Origin of the sequence: Pseudomonas fortuita, assembly GCF_026898135.2 — a bacterium.
Classification (GTDB): domain Bacteria; phylum Pseudomonadota; class Gammaproteobacteria; order Pseudomonadales; family Pseudomonadaceae; genus Aquipseudomonas; species Aquipseudomonas fortuita.
The window spans coordinates 4,625,149-4,648,796 of sequence record NZ_CP114035.2; the positions used below are offsets into that span (position 1 = coordinate 4,625,149).

A 23,648-nucleotide genomic window follows, 5' to 3' on the forward strand; every position below is an offset into this window, starting at 1 on the left:
GCAATCTCGATGCAGTGTGTTTATACGATAGAAACCATCGTTTGGACGGTTTTTCGGGCTATGCAAACGAAAATGACATGACCGGATGCTAAATCCTGTCTTTCGCCACTGGCAAGCCAATTACCGCCGATGGGAAGGGAAAATGGAACAGGCGGTGAATTAAAAGAGTTTCACGGGGAATGAAGGATCCAATTCATCCTGTCAGGGCCCTATCGCCGGCCAGCCAGCTCCCACAGGATAACCCCAGGTCTGGCTGTCATGCAGTCCCTGTGGGAGCTGGCTTGCCGGCGATAGGGCCGGGGCAGGAAGACAGGTAATCAGCCCAGCCGCTGCCCCGAATCCGGCACGATCAGGATGCCGGCCCGCAAGCCGTTCCTGACCTTGGGATTGGGAAAAATGATGCGCGCCCCCTCCTCCTCGACCACCCAGCGCATTTCGGCCAGGTCTTCGGCCAGCAGGTAACCCTTGCTCAGCTCTGAGAAGTTTTCGATGTCCGCCGGCAGGTGCAGGTGGAAGCTGTCGCTGTGCTTGATGATCTCACGCGAAACGCTGAACAGTTGCAGGCCATCCAGCGAGCCTTCACCCTCTGGCTCGGTGCCTTCGATGATCTGGATCAGGCGCTCTTCGAGCCGGTCGAGGTTGACCTGCTCGTTCTGGCCAAACGGGCGGGCCTTGCCCAGTTCCAGAGTGAAAGCTTCGGCATCCAGCTGTTCGTAGGTAAAGGCACTGAAGGTGATGGAGGATTTGCTCTGCAGCAGCACCGCTTCCATGCCTGCCGCTGCCAGGCGCGCCAGTTCACGACGGGAGTGCTTGCGCCCTTCTTTATAGGGGTACAAGGCAAATTGCTCGATCTTCGAACCGCGGATGGCGGTATGCAGGTCGTAGTGCAGGCGGCTGCGCTCCGGCTTGCTGAAGAACACCCGGGCGAACTGTTCCAGCTCGGCGGCACGTAATGCCTCGAAGCCACTGGAAAGCTCATGGCGGCCGTTGAACAGCCGATTGATGTCCTGCTCGATGAACCGTTCGCCCTTGCGGATCGCCGCCGGGTTGCCAAACAGGAACAGCAGCCGTGCCTTGGGTTTGATCTTGCCGTTGGCCACACCGTGCAACAGCCGTTCGAGCAATTCGATCGGCGCCGTTTCGTTGCCATGAATGCCCGCAGACAATAACAAGTCCAGCCCGCAATCATCGCTTTCGGCGGGGCGCACTTCGAGCGCGCCCTCCCCCAGCCAGCGCAAACGCGCGCCCTTGGGTGTCACTTGGGTCTTCTCGGCCGGTTCGTGATCGGTGAGTGTCAGCTCAAGCAATTTGCCAAGGGCGAGCATAGGGGCTTCCTTAGTGGTGGTGGCCGCAGTCAGGGCCATGGACGTGATCGTCGTCTTCGCCAACCTCGGCCGGCTCCATTTCCAGCTGCAGGCTGACCAGGTTGGTGGCCATCGGGCGCAGCAGCAGGTTGGCGTACTCGGTGTCATCTTCATCGACATCTACACCGATCAGCAGCTGGCCACGGCCGTCCTGCTGAATCCACACTTCCTTGCCTTGCCAGACCACGGCAAAACGGGTGCAGGAGGTTTCCAGCTGGGTGCCGTCTTCATCTTCAAGGATCAGGCGCAGGGCATCGGTCATTGCAAAGTCTCTCTTCAAGGTTGGCGTTGGAACGGGTATACCGAGCCCAACTTCAGGATCTGGGTCAATTCGTCCAGTGCCGTACGGCATTCCACCAGCAACTGCGGGTCGGCCAGGTCCGCTTCGCCCAGGCGATCGCGGTAATGCTTGTCGACCCACTGCACCAGGGTGTCGTACAGCGGGGCGGTCATGATAACGCCTTGGTTCACCGCCGCCAGTTCCGATTCCTTCAACGCCACGCGCAGACGCAGGCAAGCCGGGCCACCGCCGTTCTGCATGCTTTGCTTGAGGTCGAATACCTTGACCTCCCTGACCGGGCCACCTTGGCTGGTCAGCTGGCCCAGGTAGGCCCAGACCCGCTCGTTGTTGCGGCACTCCTCCGGCACCACCAGCAGCATGGAGCCGTCATCGCGGCTGAGCAACTGGCTGTTGAACAGGTAAGAGCGCACGGCATCCTCTACCGCCACCGCCGCACGTGGCACACAGATGGCCTGGAAGTGGCCGCCCTTGTTGGCCAGTTTAGCGCGCAGCTGACCAAGCACCGCGTCGGTCTCGAGGAACGCGTCCTCGTGATAGAACAGCACTTCGCCGTTGCCCACCGAAATCACGTCGTTATGGAACACGCCCTGATCGATCACGGCGGGGTTCTGTTGAGCGTAGACCACACCGCCATCGCTCAACCCATGCAACCGGGCCACGGCCTGCGAAGCCTCCAGGGTTTGCCGGGCCGGGTACTTCTGCGGCGCCGGGTAACGGCTGTCGAAGGCACTGCGGCCATAAACGAAAAACTCCACGCCGGGGTCACCATAAGCACGGCAGAAGCGCGTGTGGTTGGCCGCGCCCTCGTCACCGAACTGTGCCACGGCCGGCAATGCTGCGTGGTGGGCAAAGTGTTTCTCGTTGTTGAACATGGCGCCCAGCACACGGCTGGTGGTCGGGTGCTCGATGCTGCGGTGGTACTTGCAGTTCAGGTTGGCGGCGGTGAAGTGCACGCGGCCATCCACCGTGTCGGCACTGGGGCTGACCGTGGCCGCATTGGCCACCCACATGCTCGAGGCCGAGCAGCTGGCCACCAGCAACGGCATGGCGTCTTTCGCAGCACGCTGGATGACCTCGGCATCGCTGCCGCTAAACCCCAGGCGGCGCAGCGCGGCCACATCCGGGCGCTCTTGCGGCGCCAGCACGCCCTGCTTGAAGCCCATGTCGGCCAGCGCTTTCATTTTTGCCAGACCTTGACGCGCGGCTTCGCGCGGGCTGGAACCCTGCTGGCTGTTGCTCTGCGAAGCCACGTTGCCGTAAGACAGGCCGCCATAGTTGTGGGTAGGCCCCACCAGGCCATCAAAATTCACTTCATAGGATTTCATCGGCTAGGCTCCGTGACCTGTTGTTATAGGGTGACGCCCGGCGTGAGTGTCGCCGGCAAGGCAAGGCTGGCGGTCTCCAGCGAAGCCACGGGGTAAGCACAGTAGTCAGCCGCGTAGTAGGCACTGGCGCGGTGGTTGCCACTGGCACCCACGCCACCGAACGGCGCGCTGCTGGCGGCGCCGGTCAGTTGCTTGTTCCAGTTGACGATGCCGGCGCGGCTTCGCAGCCAGAAGTACTGGTAGCGGGCACGCGAGTCGGACAGCAAGCCGGCGGCCAGACCGAACTGGGTGTTGTTGGCTTCATCGATGGCGGCATCGAAGTCGGCGTAACGGATCACCTGCAACAGCGGGCCAAAGAACTCCTCGTCCGGGCGCTCGGCCACGCCTGTGACATCGACAATGCCCGGGGTCAGCAGCGCGGCATCGGCCTGCGGCTGGGTCATTTCCAGCAGCTTCACGCCACCCTTGGCGGCCAGTTCGGCCTGGGCCGCAATCAGCGCTCGCGCCGCCTGCAGCGAAATGACCGAGCCCATGAACGGCGCTGGCTGATCGTCAAATGCACCCACCGTGATGGTTTTGCACACCTCGACCAGGCGTGCGATCAGCGCATCACCCCAGGCGCCTTGCGGCACCAGCAGGCGCCGCGCGCAGGTGCAACGCTGCCCGGCAGAAATGAACGCCGACTGGATAATGGTGTACACCGCAGCGTCGAGGTCCTTGACCTCGTCTACCACCAGCGGGTTGTTGCCCCCCATTTCCAGGGCCAGAATCTTGTCCGGGCGACCGGCGAACTGCTGGTGCAGCAAGTTGCCGGTGCGGCTGGAACCTGTGAAGAACAGGCCATCGATCCCCGGGTTGGCGGCCAGTGCCACACCGGTTTCACGCGCGCCTTGCACCAGGTTCAGCACGCCCGCCGGCAGGCCGGCGGCGATCCAGCAGTTGACGGTCAGCTCGGCGACCTTGGGCGTCAGCTCGCTGGGCTTGAACACCACGCAGTTACCCGCCAGCAGCGCCGGCACAATATGGCCGTTGGGCAAGTGACCGGGGAAGTTGTAGGGGCCGAACACCGCCACCACGCCATGGGGCTTGTGCCGCAGCACGGCCGTGGCGTCGGCCAGCGGGCCGCTCTTTTCCCCGGTGCGCTCGCGGTAGCTTTGTACCGAGATCGCCACCTTGTTGATCATGCTGGTGACTTCGGTCGCCGACTCCCACAGGGGCTTTCCGGTTTCCTCACCGATGCACTGTGCCAACGCTTCGGCATGCTTTTTCAGCTGTTCGGCGAACTTCTCCAGCACATCGATGCGCGCTTCCAGGCTCAGTTGTGCCCACGCTGGGAAGGTCCGGCGCGCTGCCTGCACAGCGGCCTCCACTTGGCTGGCGTCAGCGCCCTGCCCTTGCCAGATGACAGCCTGGGTTACCGGGTTCAGCGACTGCAGGGCTTCGCCCTGCCCCGCCAGCCAATTGCCTGCGATGTAATGCGTGGTCATTTATTGGGCCTCCCGGCTGGCCGACAGCGGCACGGCACGCACGTTGTCGCCAGCCCCCATGCGCAGACGCTTGGCGGTCAACGGGTCGACCACCAGGGTACCGGCGGCCAGCCGCGCCGGAGCGGCAGTGATGCGGCAATCGTCGCGTTTGCGGTTGTGGATGATGTAAGGGGTGGCGTCATCGCCCGGCGTGCCGACTGCCAGCACCAAGGTCTGGCTCTCGCGCACGGCGCGGATCTTGGCGGTATCACACTCGATGGCGGGGCCTGCGTCGAAGATGTCGACATAGCCCTGATAGTTGAAACCTTCCTGCTTGAGCATGGCCAGCGCCGGCTCGGTGTCGACGTGCACGCGGCCGATCACCTCGCGCGCCGCCTCGGACAGGAAGCAGGTGTACAGCGGGAACTTGGGCATCAGCTCGGCGATGAACGACTTGTTGCCTACGCCGGTCAGGTAGTCCGCCTGGCTGAACTCCATCTTGAAGAAATGCCGGCCAAGGCTTTCCCAGAAAGGCGAACGGCCATGCTCGTCGGACATGCCACGCATTTCGGCGATGATCTTTTTGCCGAACAGCTCCGGGAACTCGGCAATGAACAGCATGCGCGCGCGCGACAGCAGGCGGCCATTGAGCCCGGAGCGGTAGTCGCTGCGCAGAAACAGCGAGCACAGTTCAGAGTTGCCGGTCAGGTCGTTGGCGAGGAACAGGGTGGGGATTTCGCGATAGATCTTCAGCTCCTGCGAGGCGCTGACGGTCAAGCCGACCCGGTAGTTGTACCACGGCTCGCGCAGGCCGACGGCACCCGCGATGGCACTGATGCCCACCACCAGGCCTTCGTCGTTTTCCAGCACGAACAGGTAGTCGGTGTCGCCACGCTCGGCTTCGCCACGGAAGCTCTTTTCCGCCCAGCCAACGCGATGCCCCAAGCGTTCTTCGTTGGCCGGCAGCGTGGTCAGCCCGGTGGTGCCGGTGCTGCGTGCCAATTCGATCAACGCAGGCAAATCGCTGCTGCGTACAGGACGAACGATCATGCTATCTCCTTGTGCGGCGGCGGCGGCCGGCGCAAAACTCTTCTAACGCATCAATCCCGAAACGTCTGTTACCAGACCTCAGACTGCGACCAGGCGCACACTGCCACCCTCGCCCACACCCAGCGCATCGGCCGCAGCCAGGCTCAGGCACACCGGCTTGCCGGGCACCCAGTCCAGGTCCAGCAGCACTGCGCGGTAGTCCTGCAACTGGCCGTTGCACACCAGGTACGGGCGCCCCCCCTTGCCCGGCGCGTCCTCGATTTTCACCGGCGCCGAGCGGCTCTGGGCAATCGAGCGAATGCCCGAAGTGCGCGCATGCAGAGTCGGGCCGCCGTCGAAAATGTCGATGTAATGCTCGGTCTCGAAGCCTTCGCGCATGAGGATGTCGAAGGTGATCTGCGCGCGCGGGTGCACCTGCCCCATGGCTTCCTGCGCCTCATCGGGCAGCAGCGGCACGTAGATAGGGTAATGCGGCATCAGTTCGGCGAGGAAAGTGCGGCTCTTCAGGCCACACAGGCGCTCGGCGTCGGAGTAGTTAAGGTCGAAGAAATTGCGGCCGATGGCATCCCAGAACGGCGATTCGCCATTCTCGTCGCTGTAACCGACGATTTCGGTCACTACCGAGTCGGCGAAACGCTCCGGGTGCGCGGCCATGAACAGCAGGCGACCGCGCGAATTGAGCTCGGCCCAGCCGCTGTTCACCAGCTCCGGCAATACATAGAAGCTGGTCAGCAGGCTGTTGCCGGTCAGGTCATGACACAGCGACAGCACGTGGATCTTGTTGTGGATCTTCAGTTCGCGCGAGGCATGCACGAAGGTTTCGTTACGAAAACTGTAGAACGGCTCGGAGTAGCCAGCCGAAGCGACAATGGCCGAGCAGCCGGCCAGCTTGCCGGTCTCGCTGTCTTCAAGCACAAAAAAGTAGCTTTCCTCGCCGTTGAAGCTGACCTCGGCGGCGAAGGAAGTCTCGGAAGCGGCGATCTTGTCGCCCAGGCGAGCAGCGTCGTCCGGCAGCGAGGTGACACCAATGGGGCTGTCTGCAGCCATGCGCTGCACTTCGTTCAGATCAGCCATTTGCGCGGGGCGCATCACCAGCATGGTGTCACTCCTTTGGAATACGGGCCGCTCACCGCGGCACGGAAAAACGGCAGGTACACAGGCACCTGCAGTGGAATCGGTTATCGCCGGCCAGGCCCGCTAGTGGCCTGGGCCGGCGACGGGACCGCAGGCGGATCAGCCTTTGGTCAAGGCAGCCACAGCGCGCTCGAAGCGGTCCAGGCCTTCATCGATGTCGGCGTCTTCAACCACCAGGCTTGGCGCAAAACGGACCACGTCCGGGCCGGCCTGCAGCACCATTACGCCTTCTTTCTCGGCAGCGTTGAGCACGTCCTTGGCCTTGCCCTGCCAAGCCTCGGCAAGTACGCAGCCGATCAGCAGACCAACACCACGTACCTGGGTGAACAGGTTGTACTTCTGGCCGATCTGTTCCAGGCGGGTTTTGAAGCGTGCGTGCTTGGCCTTGATGCCGGCCAAGGTTTCAGGGGTATTGACCACATCCAGCACCGCGCAGGCGACGGCGCAGCCCAGCGGGTTACCGCCGTAGGTGGTGCCGTGTGTGCCGACCGCCAGGTGCTTGGCCAGTTCGGTGGTGGTCAGCATGGCGCCGATCGGGAAGCCCCCGCCCAGGCTCTTGGCGCTGGTCAGGATGTCGGGCGTCACGCCGTAGTGCTGGTAGGCATACAGCGAACCGGTACGGCCCACGCCAGTCTGCACTTCGTCGAAGATCAGCAGGGCGTTGTGCTCGTCGCACAGCTTGCGCGCGCCTTCCAGGTAGGCCTTGTCGGCCGGCACCACGCCGCTCTCGCCCTGGATCGGCTCGATCACCACGGCGCAGGTCTTGTCGGAAATCTTTGCCTTCAACGCTTCCAGGTCGTTGTACGGCACGTGGCTGATGCCAGTGATCTTCGGACCGAAACCGTCGGAGTACTTCGGCTGCCCACCAACACTGACGGTGAACAAGGTGCGGCCGTGGAAGCTGTTCACCGTGGCGATGATTTCGTGCTTTTCCGGGCCGAAGCGGTCATGGGCGACGCGACGGGCCAGCTTGAAAGCGGCCTCGTTGGCCTCGGCGCCGGAGTTGCAGAAGAACGCCCGGTCGGCAAAGGTAGCGTCCACCAGCTTGTGAGCCAGGCGCAGGGCCGGCTCGTTGGTGAACACGTTGGATACGTGCCAGAGCGTGTTGGCCTGGTCGGTCAGGGCCTTGACCAGTGCCGGGTGGCAGTGGCCCAGGGCGTTTACCGCGATGCCACCGGCAAAATCGATCAGCTCGCGACCCGACTGGTCCCACACACGGGAACCCTCGCCTCGCACAGGAATGAAGGCCGCCGGAGAATAGTTGGGGACCATGACCTGGTCGAAATCGGCACGTTGCACCGGGGCTTGCTCAACGGACATCTGAGTCTCCTGAAGAGGAACGCTGGCCTGGAAGTGGGCGAGCGATGGGGGGATTGTAAGGACTGATCCGCGCCTGTCCTTGCGGCCAAGCGACAACTTGTTACAGCGCAAAACCCAGTTTTGACAAGGCTTTCGGCAATGCGACAAACACTGTCGCAATCGCGCAGTGTACGGGAGAGAGGATGCTGGGTGAACGGGTGTTCACATTGGGATTGAACGCTGCCTGCACCGGCCCTTTCGCGGGACAAGCCCGCTCCCACAGATTCACTACTGAATCAGATGGCAACGAGCATCTGTGGGAGCGGGCTTACCCCGCGAAAGGGCCAGCACTGACAGCAACGTTTCAGCCCTTTTCGGCAGGCGCCGAGCTCAGTTCGAACGGGCTGCTGCTGCGTCGCTGGTTGCGGTCTTCCCGTGGCGTGGCGCCAAAGAAGTTGCGATAGGCACTGGAAAAATGCGGCCCCGAGGAGAAGCCACAGGACAAGCCGATCTGGATGATCGACTTACTGGTCTGCATCAGCATCTGCCGCGCCTTGTTGAGCCGCAGCTCCAGGTAGTACTGGCTAGGCACGCGGTTCAGGTACTGTTTGAAGATACGCTCCAGCTGGCGACGCGACACGCACACATGCTGAGCAATCTCGTCGGTGGTCAGCGGTTCTTCGATGTTGGCTTCCATCAACAGCACCGCCTGGGTCAGTTTGGGATGACTCGAACCCAGGCGGTTTTGCAGCGGAATGCGCTGACGCTCGCCACCCTCACGGATGCGCTCCACCACCAGTTCTTCCGACACCGCACCCGCCAGCTCCGCCCCGTGGTCACGGGCCAGCACTGCCAGCAGCAGGTCGGCCACGGCGATGCCGCCACAGGCCGTCAGGCGATCACGGTCCCAGTCGAACAGGTGGCTGGTGGCGATGACCTTGGGGAAGCGTTCGGCAAAATCGTCCTGCCAGCGCCAGTGCACCGCAGCCCGGTAACCGTCGAGCAGGCCCAGCATCGCCAGCGGATAAACCCCTGCAGACAAGCCGGCGATCATGCAGCCACTGCGCGCCAGCTGCTTGAGCGCAGTCGACAGGGACGCCCCTACCGCCGCAGGCGGCTCATCAGCAACCAGGAACAGTTTGTGGCACCCCTCCAGGCGGCCGGCCCACGGCTCGCCGGGCAGGCGCCAACCGCCTTCTTGCGCTGGCTCCGCCTGTAGAAAGGCCAGTTCGTAAACCACATCCGGATGCACCCGCTGCGCCACCTGCAACACTTCCTCGGCCAGCGCCAGGGTCAAGGGCTTGGTGCTGGGCCAGATGAGAAAACCGATTCGCTGGGTGGTCATAGGGTGCGGTCCGAAACCTGAGGTCGTTCGAGTCTGTGCGCCGGGTCAGGCTGCGCTCGCAGCGCAGCATGCCCTATTCTGGTGCAAAAATGCAGCTTTTACTTCAGGCTGCCCGAGAGGAACTGCTTCAGGCGCTCCGACCGCGGGTTGGCCAGTACTTCGCGAGGGCAGCCGGTCTCTTCCACCAGGCCTTTGTGCAAGAACACCAGCTGGTTGGACACCTCACGAGCAAACCCCATTTCGTGAGTCACCACCACCATGGTCCGGCCCTCCTGAGCCAGCGCCTGCATGACCTTGAGCACATCCCCCACCAGCTCCGGGTCGAGCGCCGAAGTCGGCTCATCGAACAGCATGACCTCCGGCTCCATGGCCAAGGCCCGGGCAATTGCCACACGTTGTTGCTCACCGCCCGACATATGCCCGGGGAAAGCGTCCTTGCGGTGGGCCACCCCCACCTTGGCCAGGTAGTGCTCGGCCTTTTCAAGGGCTTCTTTCTTGTTCACACCCAGTACATGGACCGGCGCTTCGATCACGTTCTCCAGCGCCGTCATGTGCGACCACAGGTTGAAGTGCTGGAACACCATCGACAGGCGCGAGCGCATGCGCTGCAGCTGGCGAGGGTCGGCGGCCTTCAGCGCACCGTCCTTGGCGGCGACCAGCTTGAGTTCTTCGTTGTTGAGCAGGATCTTGCCAGCGTGCGGCTGCTCCAGCAGGTTGATGCAGCGCAGGAAGGTCGACTTGCCCGAACCGCTGGAGCCGATAATGCTGATGACGTCGCCGGCCTTGGCCGCCAGGGACACGCCCTTTAGCACTTCATGGCTGCCGTAGCGCTTGTGCAGGTCTTGGACTTCGAGTTTGTACATGCTGTCGATTCTCACAAAGCGGTCAGTGCTTGCGCGGCGCCAGGTAGCCGAGCCAGCGGCGTTCGGCCATCTTGAACAGGCGCACCAGGATGAAGGTCAGGCACAGGTAGAACACGCCCGCCGTGATATAGGCCTCGAAAGGCAGGTAGTACTGGGCATTGACCGTGCGTGCGGCACCGGTGATGTCGATCAGGGTGACGATCGACGCCAGGCTGGTGGTCTGCAGCATCATGATCACTTCGTTGCTGTACTGCGGCAGCGCGCGGCGCAGGGCCGACGGCAGCAGGATGCGCCGGTACATCTTCATGCGTGACATGCCCATGGCCTTGGCCGCCTCGATCTCGCCGTGCGGCGTGGCCTTGAGGCTGCCGGCGATGATTTCGGCGGTATAGGCACTGGTATTGATACCGAACGCCAGGCAGGCGCAGAACGTGGCGCTGGACAACAGCGGCCACAGGAAGCTTTCGCGTACCGCCTCGAACTGCGCCAGGCCGTAGTAGATCAGAAACAGCTGCACCAGCATTGGCGTGCCGCGAATCACGTAGGTGTAGAGCCATGCCACGAGGTTGATCGCAGGCTGTTTGGACACGCGCATCAGGCCCAGCGGAATGGCCGCCAGCAGGCCGAAGAACAGCGAAATCGCCAGCAGCTTGAGGGTGGTCAGCAGGCCGCCGAAGTACATCGGCAATGCCTCCCAGACGACGTTGTAGTCGAAGATCATAGTTCAGCCACCTTGACGCCTACCGAGTAGCGGCGCTCGAGATACTTCAGGGCCAGCAGCGAGACACTGGTCAGCACCAGGTACAGGGCCGCCACCGCCAGGAAGAAGGTGAAAGGCTCGCGGGTGGCGTCGGCCGCCTGCTTGGCCTTGAACATCATGTCCTGCAGGCCGACTACCGAGATCAGCGCGGTGGCCTTGGTCAGCACCAGCCAGTTGTTGGTGAAGCCCGGGATCGCCAGGCGAATCATTTGCGGCACCTGGATGCGGAAGAACACCTGGCGGTTGCTCATGCCATACGCCACGCCCGCTTCGGCCTGGCCTTTGGGAATGCCGAGGAAGGCACCGCGGAAGGTTTCCGACAGGTACGCGCCAAAGATGAAGCCCAACGTGCCAATACCCGCAACCAGCGGGTTGAGGTCGATGTAGTCTTCGTAGCCGAGCAACGGCGCCACCCGGTTGATGATGTCTTGCCCGCCGTAGAAGATCAGCAGGATCAGGACCAAGTCCGGAATACCACGGATCACCGTGGAATACAGATCGCCCAGCCAGGCCAGCCAGCGCACCGGCGACAAGCGCAGCGCCACACCGATCAGGCCGAGCACGATGGCCAGGGCCATCGACGACAGGGCGAGCTGCAGCGTCAGCCACGCCCCGTCGAGGATGACTGCCCCGTAGCCTTTCAACATGATGAGGTCCTCGACCTAGAGAATGAAAAATGGTGCAAACCTCAGAGCTTCTGCTGTTTGCACCATTGCACAGGTGAAACCCGACGTCTTAGTTCGAGTCTGGACCGTAGATATCGAAGTTGAAGTACTTCTTCTCGATTTCTTTGTACTTGCCGTTGGCACGGATGGCGTCGATAGCCGCGTTGATGCGGTCGACGTTGGCCTTGTCGCCCTTGCGTACGGCAATGCCGATGCCGTCACCGAAGTATTTGGCGTCGGTGAAAGCCGGGCCTACGAAGGCGAAGCCCTTGCCGGCGTCGGTCTTGAGGAACCCGTCTTCCAGCAGGGTGGCGTCAGCCACGGTGCCGTCGAGGCGACCGGCCGCCACGTCCAGATAGATTTCGTTCTGGGTGCCGTAAGGCACCACGGTGGCCCCTTTGGCGCCCAGCACTTCCTTGGCGAAGCGGTCATGGATCGAGCCACGCTGCACACCGATCTTCTTGCCTTTGAGCTCATCCAGGCTGTCGCTGACAGCGGTGCCGTCCTTCATGACCAGGCGCGCCGGGGTGAGGTAGTAGCGCTTGGTGAAGTCGACCGACTTCTTACGGTCTTCAGTGATCGACATGGAGGACAGAATGGCGTCGATCTTACGCACCTTAAGCGCAGGGATCAGGCCGTCGAACTCCTGCTCGACCCAGGTGCACTTGGCCTTCATCTCTTCGCACAGGGCGTTGCCGATGTCGTAGTCGAAGCCGGCGATGCTGCCGTCAGGCTGCTTGAAGGCGAAGGGTGGGTAGGCGGCTTCAATGCCGATTTTCAGTGGTTTTTCATCGGCCTGCGACACCAGGGAAAACACAGACAGCGCCAGGGCGCCAAGCAGTGCGAGCTTCTTCATCAGGTAACTCCATCGGTACGGGGCAATACAAGGCAGGTAACAACTGCCCGATATGCGAATGGGTACAACGCGAGCCGCGCAGGGTTCGACCAAGGTCGCAGACCACGAGCGAGTGAGTGGCATTTTAGCGACAGCCCGGTAGTCGATATTTCTTCAAAGCGACAACTACTTACAGAAGCGCCTGAAACCGCTGCGGGCAATGTTGACAGCCAATGCAAAATATGCAAGAGCGCAAGAAATAGAACCTATAGACCTAGCAATTCCTGGGCCTATTATTGGCAAAGCCTTGTACTACGGCAAGTGGAGCGTGCTGTGTTGCATAAATTGGCTACGCAAATGCACCAAAACGGGCCAGATGTGTTTCTTCGCGCCCCGAACCTGTGCGGGACCGGTGACAGAACAGTTACCGATGAATGTCGGGTAACAGTAAAGCAAAAACCCCGCCGGTTGCCCGGGCGGGGTTTAGTCTGGTCGTGGCGCTCCCACCGCGTAAGCGGCGAGGCTATCAGGCCGAAGCCAGGCTCATGGCCTTGTGGGTATCGATCAGGTGCTGCACCACACCCGGGTCGGCCAAGGTGGAGATATCGCCCAAAGCATCATACTCACTGGTGGCAATCTTGCGCAGGATACGGCGCATGATCTTGCCCGAACGCGTCTTCGGCAACCCCGGCGCCCACTGGATCACGTCCGGCGAGGCAATCGGGCCGATTTCCTTGCGCACCCAGTTCTTCAGCTCCAGGCGTAGTTGCTCGCTGGCCTCGACACCGGCATTCAGGGTGACATACACATAGATGCCCTGGCCCTTGATGTCGTGCGGCACGCCAACCACTGCCGCCTCGGCAACTTTCGAGTGCGCCACCATGGCGCTTTCGATTTCGGCAGTACCCATACGGTGGCCAGACACGTTGAGCACGTCATCCACACGGCCAGTGATCCAGTAGTAGCCATCTTCGTCGCGGCGCGCACCGTCACCGGTGAAGTACATGCCACGGAACGTCTTGAAGTAGGTGTCGACGAAGCGGTCGTGGTCGCCGTACAGCGAACGCGACTGGCCCGGCCAGGAGTCGAGGATCACCAGGTTGCCTTCGGCCGCGCCCTCGATCAGGTTACCCAGGTTGTCCACCAGCGCAGGCACCACGCCAAAGAACGGACGGGTTGCCGAGCCCGGCTTGAGGCCGGTAGCGCCCGGCAGCGGGCTGATCAGGATGCCGCCGGTCTCGGTCTGCCACCAGGTGTCGACGATCGGGCACCGCTCCTTGCCAACGGTCTTGTAGTACCAGTTCCAGGCCTCAGGGTTGATCGGCTCGCCCACCGAGCCAAGCAGGCGCAGGCTGGAACCATCGGCCCCCTCAACGGCGGCCTGCCCTTCGGCCATCATCGCGCGAATGGCGGTTGGGGCGGTGTAGAGGATGTTGACCTTGTGCTTGTCGACGATCTTCGACACGCGGGTAATGTCCGGATAGTTTGGCACGCCCTCGAACAGCAAGGTGGTGGCGCCATTGGCCAGCGGGCCGTAGACGATATAGCTGTGGCCAGTGACCCAGCCGACGTCGGCGGTGCACCAGTAGACCTCGCCCGGGCGGTAGTCGAACACGCGCTCGTGGGTCAGCGCGGCATACACCAGGTAACCACCGGTGGTGTGCAGCACACCCTTGGGCTTGCCCGTAGAGCCGGAGGTATAAAGGATGAACAGCGCTTCTTCAGCACCCATTTCTTTTGGCGCGCAGTGGCTGGAGGCCACTTTCATCAGGTCTTCGTACCAGATGTCGCGGTGCTGGTGCCAGGCAATCTCACCACCGGTGCGCTTGCACACGATGATCTTCTGTACGCTTTTGGTTTCAGGGTTGGTCAGCGCCAGGTCGACGTTGGCCTTGAGCGGGGTACGACGGCCGCCACGTACGCCTTCGTCGGCGGTGATCACCACTTTGGACTCGCAATCGATGATGCGGCCAGCCAAGGCCTCAGGGGAGAAGCCACCGAAGACCACCGAGTGGATCGCACCGATACGGGCACAGGCCAGCATGGCGACCACGGCCTCTGGGATCATCGGCATATAGATGGTGACCACATCACCACGGTGCACGTCCTGGCCACGCAGGGCGTTGGCGAACTTGCAGACCTGCTCGTGCAGCTCACGGTAAGTGATGTTGCGGTGCTCGGAAGGGTCGTCGCCCTCCCAGATGATTGCCAGCTGGTCGCCACGCTCTTCAAGGTGGCGGTCCAGGCAGTTGGAGGAAACGTTCAGAGTGCCGTCGGCGAACCATTTGATATCGACGTGATGGTCATCAAAGGAGGTTTGCTTGACCTTGGTGAACGGTTTGATCCAGTCGATACGCTGGGCCTGCTCGCGCCAGAAGCCGTCCGGGTTGATCACCGATTTCTGGTACATGGCCTTGTAGGTGGCCTCGTCGGTCAGGGTAGTGGCCGCAACCTCGGGACGAACGGGATACAGTGGAGCCGCACTCATCTGTGTTACCTCGGTGTAATAGTTGTTTTTGTATGGAACCGTTTGTAACTGTACCAGAGCGACAAAAGCCATTCGACGTTGGTAGTAATTTGGTACGCCCGTTCCGCCCAAGCGCTCTGGCCCGGGCATTACAGACCCTGCGTCGAAAAAAAAGAGGCGGTTAACAGGGGATTGTTACAGATTCTGTCAAAACACTTTATCAAAAGACCCACTGTTTCAGCCTTGGCCACCGCCATAAAATTCACCTCGCCAGCAACGGCAAGGCGATTAACAACTGGTAACAGCCCCCACGAAGGCAAGCGTTAATCTCCATTTCATCCCGATAGTTAAAACTCGCTGTACTCGCGGCGCCATAAGCGCCGCGTGCCCCCTCACGACCTTAGACAGGTAAATAGAAAATGAAAGCTTTACTGGTATTGGTACTTGGCAGTCTTTGCGGCGCGGCGATGGCCGGCGAAGCCAAAGATGCCGAGCAGATTCCGGTTGAACAATACAGTTACTCGCAACACCTGGACATTGCCCGCGTCATCTCCATGAGCGAAGTGCCCAATGTGTGCGAAGTCGTGCCAGCCCGCATGACCTACGAGGACTCCCAGGGCCAGAAGCACATTCTCGAATACCGCGTGATGGGGAACGGCTGCTCCAACGGCTGATACCTTGTGAATCGGGGCCCTGCGGGCCCCTATCGCGACACAAGGCCGCTCCTGCAGGTATTGCGCAATCCTCAAACCCGCGCCGTACCTGTAGGAGCGGCCTTGCGCCGCGAAAGGACTGCGAAGCAGTCCCAAGTTCTTTGCCTGACAACTAATCCGCAGACTTGTTAAGCGAGTAATCCCTCAACTTGTTGGCAATTGTCGTGTGCGAAACACCCAATCTTTTCCCCAAAGCCCGACTACTCGAAAACTCCCCCATCAAACTTTCCAGTACCGCCTTTTCAAAGCGCCCGACAATCTGCGAAAGATCCCCTTCCAGCGAAAACTCACCCAACGGTTGCCGCACGCCATAATCCGGCAAGCGAATATGCTCGCTTTTGACCACGCCGCCGTCACATAAAGAAACCGCCTGAAACAATACGTTTTCCAACTGCCTTACATTACCCGGCCAATGGTATTGCCCAAGTTTTTCCATTGCTGCTGGCGCCAGGCGGGGCATGGCGCAGCCGATCTGCCGGCTGGCCTGATCGAGAAAGTGCTGTACCAGCCCTTCCAACCCATCCATGCATTCACGCAAAGGCGGAATGTGCAGCGACAATACGTTCAGGCGGTGATACAGGTCCTGGCGAAACTCGCCACGGGCACACAGTTCCGACAAATCCACCTGGGTCGCGCAAATCACCCGCACATCCAGGTACACCTCTTCATCGCTGCCTACCCGGCGGAAGCAGCCGTCTTGCAGAAAGCGCAGCAGCTTCACTTGCAGGCGCGGGCTCATCTCCCCTACTCCGTCAAGAAACAGCGTGCCGCCGGCGGTCAGCTCCAGCAGCCCCAGCTTGCCCTCGGCCCGCGCCCCTTCGAACGCGCCGGGACCGTAACCGAACAGTTCAGTCTCGGCCATCGACTCGGGCAACCCGGCGCAATTGAGCGCCATCAGCGGCGACTGCCCGCGCGGGCTGGCCAAATGGCAGGCGCGCGCCAGCAGCTCCTTGCCAGTGCCGGTCTCGCCTTCAATCAGCAAGGGTGCATCCAGCGGTGCCATGCGCCGCGCCTCACGTACCACGGCGGCCATCACCCGCGAGCTCTGGAAGATGCTGTCGAAGCCGCGCAGCTCTTGCTTGCGCACGTTGTAGATACGCTCGCCGATGCGGTCTGCACGGTGCAGGGTGAGTACCGCACCCGCCAACGCCTCACTGTCATCGTGCTCGGACTGCAGCGGCGCGATATCGGCCAGAAACACATCACCTTTGACCTTGATACGCATGCCATTGATGCGCGACTTGTTGGCCCGCACCAACTCCGGCAGGTCAAAGTCTTCCACATAGCGTGCCAGCGGCATGCCCGGCACCTCATCCACCCGCACCCCCAGCAGCTGCGCCGCCGTGCGGTTGGCGGCGACGATACTGCCGCCCATGTCGATCGACAGCACCGGGAAATCCAGCGCCCCCAGCAGCGCATTCAGCTCCATGTGGCGGCGCTCGCTGGGCATCAGCCCTACGCGCTTGACGCCGAACACGCCGGCAATCGCCTCGAACTTGGGCCGCAATGCCTGGAACTGCAGATTGATCAGGTTCGGGCAATGCAGGTAGATGGCGTTGCCATGGTCACCGCCCACCTCGCCACGCAGCACGTTGATGCCGTACTCCACCAGCAGGTTGAGGATGTCGCGCAGAATGCCAATCCGGTTCTGGCAATGGACTTTGATACGCATGTGGGGCCCGCGAAGCGCCAATGTTTTTCAACACCGCGCAGAAAATTTGTAAAGAGAAGCTGACAAAAATAGTGTAACCATCAGCCAGATGCCTCGGATTTTCCGACACCTGCCGCATTTTGTAAAATTATCGTTACGAAAATGAGGGTGAAAACGCGCGACAGGGCGTGCGGTCCATCGTGCAAACCGATCCGGGCGGGGATATTACTGAGTCATGTCCTGCACATAACAAGAAAAGCCCTCACCAGGAGAGCCTCATGAAACAGACGCAATACGTGGCACGCGAGCCCGATGCGCATGGTTTTATCGATTACCCGCAGCAAGAGCACGCGGTATGGAACACCCTGATCACCCGCCAGCTGAAAGTGATCGAGGGCCGCGCGTGCCAGGAATACCTGGACGGCATCGACCAGCTCAAGCTGCCCCATGACCGTATCCCGCAACTGGGCGAGGTCAACAAGGTGCTGGGCGCCACCACCGGCTGGCAAGTTGCCCGGGTACCGGCACTGATCCCCTTCCAGACCTTCTTCGAACTGCTGGCCAGCAAGCGCTTCCCGGTTGCCACCTTCATTCGTACCCCGGAGGAGCTGGACTACCTGCAAGAGCCCGATATCTTCCACGAGATCTTCGGCCACTGCCCGCTGCTGACCAACCCATGGTTCGCCGAATTCACCCATACCTACGGCAAGCTCGGCCTGGCCGCGACCAAGGAACAACGCGTCTACCTTGCGCGCCTGTACTGGATGACTATCGAGTTTGGCCTGATGGAAACCCCGCAAGGCCGCAAGATCTATGGCGGCGGCATTCTCTCGTCGCCGAAAGAGACCGTCTACAGTCTGTCTGACGCGCCTGAGCACCAGGCCTTCGACCCGATCGAAGCCATGCGTACGCCATACCGCATCGACATCCTGCAGCCGGTGTATTTCGTGCTGCCGAACATGAAGCGCCTGTTCGACCTGGCCCACGAAGACATCATGGGCATGGTCCACAAAGCCATGCAGCTGGGCCTGCACGCGCCGAAGTTTCCACCCAAGGTCGCTGCCTGATCAACCTTGCCGATAACAACTCGAACCGGAAAACATCTCATGAATGCCTTGAATCAAGCCCATTGCGAAGCCTGCCGCGCCGACGCACCGAAAGTCTCCGACGACGAGCTGGCCGAACTGATTCGCGAAATCCCGGACTGGAACATCGAAGTGCGTGACGGCCACATGGAGCTTGAGCGCGTGTTCCTGTTCAAGAACTTCAAGCACGCCCTGGCGTTCACCAACGCCGTGGGCGAAATCGCCGAAGCCGAAGGCCACCACCCGGGGCTGCTGACCGAGTGGGGCAAAGTTACCGTGACCTGGTGGAGCCACTCGATCAAAGGCCTGCACCGCAACGACTTCATCATGTGCGCACGCACTGACAAAGTGGCTGAAACGGCTGAAGGCCGTAAGTAATCGCTTAGGAAGTGGGGCCGCTGCGCGCCCCTTCGCGGGCTTGCCCGCCCCCACAAAGACGGCGCGCGCCCCTGGTTTTCGCGGTCCCTGTGGGAGCGGGCAAGCCCGCGAAGGGGCGCGAAGCGGCCCCAATTATTTGCAGGAAAAATGTGCGCTGTTCGCCCGCAAAACCGACAAGCGACCGGTAAAAAATCCAAACTGTCATCCAGACTTGTGTATCCTGCCCCAGCTTTGCGAAGCTTCAACCGCGCCTGGCGCAGACTTTTCACTCACACTTGCGAGGAACGACGAGATGCACGAAATCCCGAATCTTCCCTTCCCAAGCCTGAACCCAGAAGAGCCATCCGTGACCGTTCACGCCGAACCGGCAGCTGCCGTCGAGCAGGATGGTGACGATCAATCCAGCGCTGACCAGGAATAACTGCGCATCCCCGACTGTGTGAAAACGGCTGACCTGCGGGCTACCCCCGTCATCACGTTTTCACACCGTCCTGAACACACGTAGGTCCCCATGCCCGACTCACCGCGCCCCCTTGCGGTCACCCTGCAAGTCGTCTCCATCGTCCTCTTCACCTTCATCGGCTACCTGAACATCGGCATTCCACTGGCCGTGTTGCCCGGCTATGTGCATAACGACCTGGGTTTCAGCGCCGTAGTCGCCGGCCTGGTGATCAGCGTGCAGTACCTCGCCACCCTGCTCAGCCGCCCTACCGCCAGCCGCATCATCGACAACCATGGCAGCAAGAAAGCAGTCATGTATGGCTTGGTCGGCTGCGGGCTTAGCGGGGTGTTCATGCTGGCGTGCGCCTTCCTTACCCACCTGCCTTGGCTGAGCCTGACCTGCCTGCTGGTTGGCCGCCTGGTGCTGGGCAGCGCCGAAAGCCTGGTGGGCTCGGGCGCTATTGGCTGGGGCATCGGCCGGGTAGGCGCCGAAAACACCGCCAAGGTCATCTCCTGGAACGGCATCGCCAGCTATGGCGCCCTGGCCATCGGCGCTCCGCTGGGCGTACTGATGGTCAAGAGCCTGGGGCTGTGGAGCATGGGCGTCAGCATCATCCTGCTGTGCGCCCTCGGCCTGCTGCTGGCCTGGCCCAAGCGGGCCGCGCCTATTGTCAGCGGTGTACGCCTGCCGTTCCTGCGGGTGCTGGGCAAGGTGTTCCCGCATGGCTCGGGACTGGCCCTGGGCTCAATCGGCTTTGGCACCATCGCCACCTTCATCACCCTGTACTACGCCAGCCGTGGCTGGGCCGATGCGGCGTTGACCCTGAGCCTGTTCGGCGCCAGCTTCATCAGCGCGCGATTGCTGTTCGGCAACCTGATCAACCGGATTGGCGGGTTCCGGGTGGCGATTGCCTGCCTGTCGGTGGAAACACTCGGGCTGCTGATGCTGTGGCTGGCCCCCAGTGCCGAACTGGCATTGGCGGGTGCAGCACTGAGCGGGTTTGGTTTCTCGCTGGTGTTCCCGGCATTGGGCGTGGAGGCGGTGAACCAGGTGTCGGCGGCCAACCGCGGCGCGGCGGTGGGGGCGTATTCGCTGTTCATCGATTTGTCGCTGGGGGTGACCGGGCCACTGGTGGGCGCGGTGGCGGCGGGGTTCGGGTTTGCTTCGATGTTTCTGTTTGCGGCGGCTGCCGCGGCTTGCGGGCTGGTGTTGAGCCTGTATTTGTACAGGCAGGCGCGGCGGCCTAGAGATCGGGGGCAAGAAGCCTGACCCTTGCATTGCCTGCACTGGCCCTATCGCCGGCAAGCCGGCCCCCACAGGATCACCACAAAGTTCAGGCCTGTGGTGATCCTGTGGGAGCTGGCTTGCCGGCGATGGGCTGCAAAGCAGCCCCGAGCCCCTGAAGGTTAACGCTGGGCGTACTGCAACACCACTTCCAGCGGGTGGCGCATCTTGCGCTCGGTCATGCGCTTGACCTGGCTACGGCACGAGTAGCCCGTTGCTAGCGGCTCCCCCTCCTTGTCCAGCTTGGTGGCCCAGCTCTGCTCAAAGATGGTCCGCGATGTTTCCTGGTTACGCGCCTCATGCCCGTAGGTACCGGACATGCCGCAGCAACCCGTCGCCTCGGTAACCAGCTTCAGGCCCAACCGGGCAAACACCTGCTCCCACTGCCTTGTGCTGGCCGGTACGTTGGTCTTTTCGGTGCAATGGGCCATCAGGCGGAAGTTGCCCGGCGCGGTCGGCGCCTGCTCGGGCAGCACATCCATCAGCCACTCCTGCGGCAACAGCACCTTAGGGCAATCTTCCAACCCCGGCACTTTCTGGTATTCCTGGCGATACACAAGGGTCATCGCCGGGTCCAGGCCCACCAGCGGCACGCCACAGTCGGCCAGGGCCTTGAGCTGGGTGGCGTTGCGGATCGCCGCCTTGGCGAATGCGCCAAGGAAACCCTGCACGTGCAGCGGCTTGCCGTTGGCGCTGTACGGCGCCAGGAACACCCGATGACCGAGGCGATGGGCCAGGTCGATGAAGGCCGACAGCAGCGGCGTTTCGAAATAGCGGGTAAAGGCGTCCGGCACCAGCACGATGCTGCGCTCGCGCTGGGCCGGGGTCAGTTCACGCAGGGCCGGTACGCTGGCCACACCAACGCGGCAGCGGGTCAGGGTGGCCTGGAAGTTGAAACGGCTGATCAGCGGGCTGTCGACCATGCCGATCTTGTCGGCCAGCAGCCGGGTTACCCACTTCGACCCCATCACCGCGTTGTAAAGCCCTGGCGCGTGGGCCAGGTACGGAATGCTGAACTCCAGCGAGCCGATCAGGTAGTCACGCAGCGGGCGCTGGTAGCGGCCGTGGTACAGCTCAAGGAAGCGTGAACGGAAATCCGGCACGTTGACCTTGATCGGGCACTGCCCGGCGCACGACTTGCACGCCAGGCAACCGGCCATGGCGTCGTACACTTCATGGGAGAAATCTTCCTGCCCCTGGCTGCGTGCGCGGTTGTTGCGCAGCCGCGCTGGCAGGCCCTTGAGCCACGACACCTTGTTGCGCGCCGCGGCCAGCACGTCGATGTTCGCCTCGCCCTGCAGGCGCAGCCACTCGCGCATCAACGAAGCACGGCCCTTGGGCGAATGCTGGCGTTCGCGGGTGGCCTTCCACGACGGGCACATGGCGTCGTTGGGGTCGTAGTTGTAGCAGGCGCCGTTACCGTTGCAGTGCACGGCACTGGGGAAATCCTGCCACACACGCTCATCGATGGTGCGGTCGAGGTCGCCGCGCAGGGTCACGCCATCGACCGGGGTCAGGCCCTCGGTGCTGCCCGGCGGAGTGCAGATCTTGCCCGGGTTGAGCTGGTTGTGCGGGTCGAAGGCACCTTTCAGGCGCTGCAGCGCCGGGTACAGCTCGCCGAAGTACTCCGGCACGTACTCGGAGCGCAGGCCTTTGCCGTGTTCGCCCCACAGCAAGCCACCGTAACTTTTGGTCAGCGCCGCCACTGCATCGGAAATCGGCTTGACCAACGCAGCTTGCGCGGGGTCTTTCATGTCCAGCGCCGGGCGCACGTGCAGTACGCCGGCATCGACGTGGCCGAACATGCCGTAGGCCAGGCCGTAGCCATCGAGCAGCGCGCGGAAGTCGGCGATGTAGTCGGCCAGCTGCTCCGGCGGCACCGCGGTGTCTTCGACAAACGGCTGCGGGCGCACCTCGCCCTCGACGTTACCCAGCAGGCCCACCGAGCGCTTGCGCATGACGTAGACACGGGTGACCGCCTCGGCGCCTTCGGCCAAGGTATGCCCCAGCCGCTCGACGCTGGTGTCCGCCTGCAAGTGTTCGACAAAGGCCTGCACCCTGGCGTTGACCTCGGCCGGCTCATCGCCACAGAACTCCACCAGGTTGATACCCAAGGTCGGGCGCTCGGGGTCGGCCGGGAAGTATTCGGCAACGCTGTGCCAGACGATGTCTTTCATCGCCAGCATCAACACCTTGGAGTCGACGGTTTCGATCGACAGCGGCTTGTGCGCCATCAGCGCGTTGGCGTCGCGCAGGGCATCCATGAAACTGGTGTAGCGCACGTTGACCAGCACCGCGTACTTGGGGATCGGCAGCACGTTGAGCTTGGCTTCAACCACATAGCCCAGCGAGCCCTCAGCGCCACACAGCACGCTGTTGAGGTTGAAACGGCCCTGCTCATCGCGCAGGTGCGCCAGGTCGTAGCCGGTCAGGCAACGGTTGAGCTTGGGGAAGGTGGCTTCGATCAGCTCAGCCTGGGTTTCCTGAATGTCGCGGGCCATGCGGTACACCTCGCCGACCCGGCCGGGGTCGGCACAGGCCTGTTCCAGCGCGGCATCGTCAATCGGCAGGCTGTGCAGGCGCTCGCCACCGAGCAGCACGCTGTGCAACTCCAGCACGTGGTCGCGGGTCTTGCCATAGGTGCAACTGCCCTGCCCGCTGGCGTCGGTATTGATCATGCCGCCAACGGTGGCGCGGTTGGAGGTGGACAGCTCGGGGGCGAAGAACAGACCGTGCGGTTTGAGCGCAGCATTGAGCTGGTCCTTCACCGTACCGGCCTGCACCCGTACCCAGCGCTCCTCGACATTGATTTCGAGGATCTTGTTCATGTGCCGCGACAGGTCGACGACGATGCCATCGGTCAGCGACTGGCCGTTGGTGCCGGTGCCACCGCCGCGCGGGGTCAGCTTGACCTGCTGGAAGCGCGCCTCGCTCATCAGCGTGGCAACCCGCGCCACATCATCGGCGTCCAGCGGGAACACCGCCGCCTGGGGCAACCGCTGGTAGATCGAGTTATCGGTGGCCAGTACGGTGCGGGTGCCGTAGTCGGCACTGATCTGGCCACGGAAGCCGCTGTTGCGCAAGGCTTCGAGGAATTCTGGGTAGTCGGCGCTCGGTGCAACGGTCGGCAGCTGGGCGATCATCGAAGGATGGCCTCTTGATATTGGCTAATTCACGGGATTCCTGTCACCGCAGCATAAGTGTTGCCATGCGGGGATGAC

20 protein-coding genes are annotated in these 23,648 nt (G+C 62.2%); 5 read left to right on the plus strand and 15 right to left on the minus strand.

Annotated features, from left to right (window positions below; translation table 11 throughout):
* Nucleotides 1-317: 317 nt before the first annotated feature.
* From astE to acs, 13 genes are all read right to left on the minus strand, one after another.
* Nucleotides 318-1,325, minus strand: coding sequence for a succinylglutamate desuccinylase (astE, locus tag OZ911_RS21140; RefSeq protein WP_016488487.1), 1,008 nt, complete (start codon nt 1,323-1,325; stop codon nt 318-320).
* 10 nt (nt 1,326-1,335) lie between these two features.
* Nucleotides 1,336-1,626: a hypothetical protein gene (locus OZ911_RS21145; protein WP_016488488.1), complete on the minus strand. Its 291-nt coding sequence runs from the start codon at nt 1,624-1,626 to the stop codon at nt 1,336-1,338.
* Nucleotides 1,627-1,640: 14 nt separating this feature from the next.
* Complete coding sequence (astB, locus tag OZ911_RS21150) at nt 1,641-2,990, minus strand: N-succinylarginine dihydrolase (RefSeq protein ID WP_070086777.1); 1,350 nt, start codon at nt 2,988-2,990, stop codon at nt 1,641-1,643.
* Between the two features lie 23 nt (nt 2,991-3,013).
* Complete coding sequence (astD, locus tag OZ911_RS21155) at nt 3,014-4,477, minus strand: succinylglutamate-semialdehyde dehydrogenase (RefSeq protein ID WP_023047696.1); 1,464 nt, start codon at nt 4,475-4,477, stop codon at nt 3,014-3,016.
* On the minus strand, nt 4,478-5,506 hold the full coding sequence (gene aruG, locus OZ911_RS21160; protein WP_016488491.1) for an arginine N-succinyltransferase subunit beta: 1,029 nt from the start codon (nt 5,504-5,506) through the stop codon (nt 4,478-4,480).
* A 78-nt stretch (nt 5,507-5,584) separates the two neighbouring features.
* Nucleotides 5,585-6,604, minus strand: a complete 1,020-nt coding sequence (aruF, locus tag OZ911_RS21165; RefSeq protein ID WP_016488492.1) for an arginine/ornithine succinyltransferase subunit alpha — start codon at nt 6,602-6,604, stop codon at nt 5,585-5,587.
* A gap of 135 nt (nt 6,605-6,739) precedes the next feature.
* Nucleotides 6,740-7,960 (minus strand): aspartate aminotransferase family protein, encoded by a 1,221-nt coding sequence (locus tag OZ911_RS21170; protein WP_016488493.1) that lies wholly within the window; start codon nt 7,958-7,960, stop codon nt 6,740-6,742.
* A 343-nt stretch (nt 7,961-8,303) separates the two neighbouring features.
* Complete coding sequence (gene argR / locus OZ911_RS21175; RefSeq protein ID WP_016488494.1) at nt 8,304-9,284, minus strand: transcriptional regulator ArgR; 981 nt, start codon at nt 9,282-9,284, stop codon at nt 8,304-8,306.
* A 98-nt stretch (nt 9,285-9,382) separates the two neighbouring features.
* The gene (locus tag OZ911_RS21180) at nt 9,383-10,147 is read right to left on the minus strand and encodes an ABC transporter ATP-binding protein (protein ID WP_016488495.1); all 765 of its coding nucleotides are present in this window, start codon (nt 10,145-10,147) and stop codon (nt 9,383-9,385) included.
* Nucleotides 10,148-10,169: 22 nt separating this feature from the next.
* On the minus strand, nt 10,170-10,868 hold the full coding sequence (locus OZ911_RS21185) for an ABC transporter permease (RefSeq protein ID WP_016488496.1): 699 nt from the start codon (nt 10,866-10,868) through the stop codon (nt 10,170-10,172).
* Nucleotides 10,865-11,554 (minus strand): ABC transporter permease, encoded by a 690-nt coding sequence (locus OZ911_RS21190; protein ID WP_016488497.1) that lies wholly within the window; start codon nt 11,552-11,554, stop codon nt 10,865-10,867. The genes OZ911_RS21185 and OZ911_RS21190 overlap by 4 nt, the downstream gene beginning before the upstream one ends.
* 88 nt (nt 11,555-11,642) lie before the next feature.
* Complete coding sequence (gene aotJ / locus OZ911_RS21195) at nt 11,643-12,428, minus strand: L-arginine-binding protein AotJ (RefSeq protein WP_016488498.1); 786 nt, start codon at nt 12,426-12,428, stop codon at nt 11,643-11,645.
* A 505-nt stretch (nt 12,429-12,933) separates the two neighbouring features.
* A complete protein-coding gene (acs, locus tag OZ911_RS21200) occupies nt 12,934-14,895 on the minus strand; it encodes an acetate--CoA ligase (RefSeq protein ID WP_016488499.1) in 1,962 nt (653 codons plus the stop codon).
* A 398-nt stretch (nt 14,896-15,293) separates the two neighbouring features.
* Here acs and OZ911_RS21205 point away from each other — a divergent pair, with 398 nt between their 5' ends.
* Nucleotides 15,294-15,548, plus strand: coding sequence for a DUF2790 domain-containing protein (locus tag OZ911_RS21205; protein ID WP_003254526.1), 255 nt, complete (start codon nt 15,294-15,296; stop codon nt 15,546-15,548).
* A 151-nt stretch (nt 15,549-15,699) separates the two neighbouring features.
* On the opposite strand, the gene OZ911_RS21210 is transcribed toward OZ911_RS21205, so the two are convergent.
* Entirely contained in the window at nt 15,700-17,259 is a 1,560-nt protein-coding gene (locus OZ911_RS21210; RefSeq protein WP_070086776.1) for a sigma-54-dependent transcriptional regulator, read from the minus strand.
* Nucleotides 17,260-17,516: 257 nt separating this feature from the next.
* Here OZ911_RS21210 and phhA point away from each other — a divergent pair, with 257 nt between their 5' ends.
* From phhA to OZ911_RS21230, 4 genes are all read left to right on the plus strand, one after another.
* Nucleotides 17,517-18,305, plus strand: a complete 789-nt coding sequence (gene phhA / locus OZ911_RS21215; RefSeq protein ID WP_016488501.1) for a phenylalanine 4-monooxygenase — start codon at nt 17,517-17,519, stop codon at nt 18,303-18,305.
* A gap of 39 nt (nt 18,306-18,344) precedes the next feature.
* On the plus strand, nt 18,345-18,701 hold the full coding sequence (locus tag OZ911_RS21220) for a 4a-hydroxytetrahydrobiopterin dehydratase (protein ID WP_016488502.1): 357 nt from the start codon (nt 18,345-18,347) through the stop codon (nt 18,699-18,701).
* 292 nt (nt 18,702-18,993) lie between these two features.
* The gene (locus tag OZ911_RS21225) at nt 18,994-19,122 is read left to right on the plus strand and encodes a hypothetical protein (protein WP_016488505.1); all 129 of its coding nucleotides are present in this window, start codon (nt 18,994-18,996) and stop codon (nt 19,120-19,122) included.
* A 90-nt stretch (nt 19,123-19,212) separates the two neighbouring features.
* Nucleotides 19,213-20,412 (plus strand): MFS transporter, encoded by a 1,200-nt coding sequence (locus OZ911_RS21230; protein WP_016488506.1) that lies wholly within the window; start codon nt 19,213-19,215, stop codon nt 20,410-20,412.
* A gap of 137 nt (nt 20,413-20,549) precedes the next feature.
* On the opposite strand, the gene ydiJ is transcribed toward OZ911_RS21230, so the two are convergent.
* Nucleotides 20,550-23,570 (minus strand): D-2-hydroxyglutarate dehydrogenase YdiJ, encoded by a 3,021-nt coding sequence (ydiJ, locus tag OZ911_RS21235; RefSeq protein ID WP_023048271.1) that lies wholly within the window; start codon nt 23,568-23,570, stop codon nt 20,550-20,552.
* Nucleotides 23,571-23,648 lie beyond the last annotated feature (78 nt).

Bases quoted from the DNA above. Each gene is read 5' to 3' on its own strand.
- astB (WP_070086777.1), bottom strand. From the start codon at position 2,990: ATGAAATCCTATGAAGTGAATTTTGATGGCCTGGTGGGGCCTACCCAC.
- ydiJ (WP_023048271.1), bottom strand. From the start codon at position 23,570: ATGATCGCCCAGCTGCCGACCGTTGCACCGAGCGCCGACTACCCAGAA.
- aruG (WP_016488491.1), bottom strand. From the start codon at position 5,506: ATGATCGTTCGTCCTGTACGCAGCAGCGATTTGCCTGCGTTGATCGAA.
- OZ911_RS21145 (WP_016488488.1), bottom strand. From the start codon at position 1,626: ATGACCGATGCCCTGCGCCTGATCCTTGAAGATGAAGACGGCACCCAG.
- OZ911_RS21205 (WP_003254526.1), top strand. From the start codon at position 15,294: ATGAAAGCTTTACTGGTATTGGTACTTGGCAGTCTTTGCGGCGCGGCG.
- OZ911_RS21220 (WP_016488502.1), top strand. From the start codon at position 18,345: ATGAATGCCTTGAATCAAGCCCATTGCGAAGCCTGCCGCGCCGACGCA.
- OZ911_RS21210 (WP_070086776.1), bottom strand. From the start codon at position 17,259: ATGCGTATCAAAGTCCATTGCCAGAACCGGATTGGCATTCTGCGCGAC.
- OZ911_RS21190 (WP_016488497.1), bottom strand. From the start codon at position 11,554: ATGTTGAAAGGCTACGGGGCAGTCATCCTCGACGGGGCGTGGCTGACG.
- phhA (WP_016488501.1), top strand. From the start codon at position 17,517: ATGAAACAGACGCAATACGTGGCACGCGAGCCCGATGCGCATGGTTTT.
- aotJ (WP_016488498.1), bottom strand. From the start codon at position 12,428: ATGAAGAAGCTCGCACTGCTTGGCGCCCTGGCGCTGTCTGTGTTTTCC.
- acs (WP_016488499.1), bottom strand. From the start codon at position 14,895: ATGAGTGCGGCTCCACTGTATCCCGTTCGTCCCGAGGTTGCGGCCACT.
- OZ911_RS21225 (WP_016488505.1), top strand. From the start codon at position 18,994: ATGCACGAAATCCCGAATCTTCCCTTCCCAAGCCTGAACCCAGAAGAG.
- argR (WP_016488494.1), bottom strand. From the start codon at position 9,284: ATGACCACCCAGCGAATCGGTTTTCTCATCTGGCCCAGCACCAAGCCC.
- OZ911_RS21170 (WP_016488493.1), bottom strand. From the start codon at position 7,960: ATGTCCGTTGAGCAAGCCCCGGTGCAACGTGCCGATTTCGACCAGGTC.
- astD (WP_023047696.1), bottom strand. From the start codon at position 4,477: ATGACCACGCATTACATCGCAGGCAATTGGCTGGCGGGGCAGGGCGAA.
- OZ911_RS21185 (WP_016488496.1), bottom strand. From the start codon at position 10,868: ATGATCTTCGACTACAACGTCGTCTGGGAGGCATTGCCGATGTACTTC.
- OZ911_RS21180 (WP_016488495.1), bottom strand. From the start codon at position 10,147: ATGTACAAACTCGAAGTCCAAGACCTGCACAAGCGCTACGGCAGCCAT.
- astE (WP_016488487.1), bottom strand. From the start codon at position 1,325: ATGCTCGCCCTTGGCAAATTGCTTGAGCTGACACTCACCGATCACGAA.
- aruF (WP_016488492.1), bottom strand. From the start codon at position 6,604: ATGCTGGTGATGCGCCCCGCGCAAATGGCTGATCTGAACGAAGTGCAG.
- OZ911_RS21230 (WP_016488506.1), top strand. From the start codon at position 19,213: ATGCCCGACTCACCGCGCCCCCTTGCGGTCACCCTGCAAGTCGTCTCC.